The organism is Microbacterium sp. H6 (assembly GCF_003314775.1).
In the GTDB taxonomy this organism is placed as follows: domain Bacteria; phylum Actinomycetota; class Actinomycetes; order Actinomycetales; family Microbacteriaceae; genus Microbacterium; species Microbacterium oxydans.
Genome location: NZ_QOAY01000099.1, coordinates 1 through 1,158, shown reverse-complemented (window position 1 = coordinate 1,158; position 1,158 = coordinate 1). Strand labels below are relative to the sequence as shown.

Genomic DNA, 1,158 nt, shown 5'->3' with positions numbered 1-1,158 from the left:
CGCCGGTCTCACGGCCGTCGACGACGTCTCCCTCGTCGTGCCGTCCGGCTCCGTGGTCGGGCTGGTCGGCGAATCGGGGTCGGGCAAATCGACGCTGGCTCGCGCGGCCATCGGCCTCGCGCCGATCAGCGAGGGAGCGATCACTCTCGACGGTGCGGATGTGCGGAGCTTCCGTCGTCGACGCCCCATCCAGATGGTGTTCCAGGATCCGTTCTCCTCACTCGATCCCCGGATGACGATCGGCGAGTCCATCGCCGAGGCGCTCCCCCGCGACATCCGCGGCACCGCTGCCCGACGCGCGGAGGTCGCCAGACTGCTCGACCTGGTGAGCCTGGACGCCGACCGCGCCCCGTCTCTTCCGGCAGCGCTCTCCGGCGGGCAGCGACAGCGCATCGCCCTCGCCAGAGCGCTCGCCGCGCGACCGGAGGTCGTGATCGCCGACGAGATCACCTCGGCGCTCGATGTGTCGGTGCAGGGCTCGGTGCTGAACCTCGTGCGGGAGCTGCGCGGTGAACTCGACCTCACGATGCTGTTCATCTCGCACAACCTCTCGGTCGTGCGCTATCTGAGCGACCACATCGCCGTGATGTATCTCGGGCGGATCGTGGAGTTCGGCCCCACCGAGCAGGTGCTCGCCGACCCGCAGCACCCGTACACGAGGGACCTGTTGCAGGCGGCGCCCACCAGGAACGGCGACCTGCTGGCGGTCGACCCGCTCGCCCCGGTCGACGTGGAGCCCGCCGACCCGCATGCGCCTCCCAGCGGATGTCGGTTCCACCCGCGGTGCCCGATCGGTCCCGCGGCACGACCCGATCGTCAGATCTGCGTGATCGCGGATCCTCCCCTGCCCTCCGGTTCAGCCGGAGCCGCATGCCATTTCGCCGGCACGCACGCGGACGTCGCGCTCGGAACTGTGCCCACCTCCCAAAGCATCCCCCTGGTTTCGGCCGCGACCACAACACCGTCCCCGCTCTCAGCGGACACAGTGAACTGACCATCGATTGGAGCTCTCATGAACCGCGTCACCGTCGACGACCTGCTCTCCGTCCGCACACCGGAGCAGCCCGCGCTGTCTCCGGACGGCACCCGCATCGCCTACGTGCTGCGGACGACCGACCGCGACGGCGACCGCGACACCCGCGCGCTCTGGCAGGTGGC

Annotated in this window: 1 protein-coding gene; it reads left to right on the top strand. The window is 70.1% G+C overall.

The features are described 5' to 3' along the window. The coding region (locus DSP71_RS06750) for an ABC transporter ATP-binding protein (RefSeq protein ID WP_220151086.1) at positions 1-994 on the top strand (994 nt) is incomplete at its 5' end. Positions 995-1,158 lie beyond the last annotated feature (164 nt).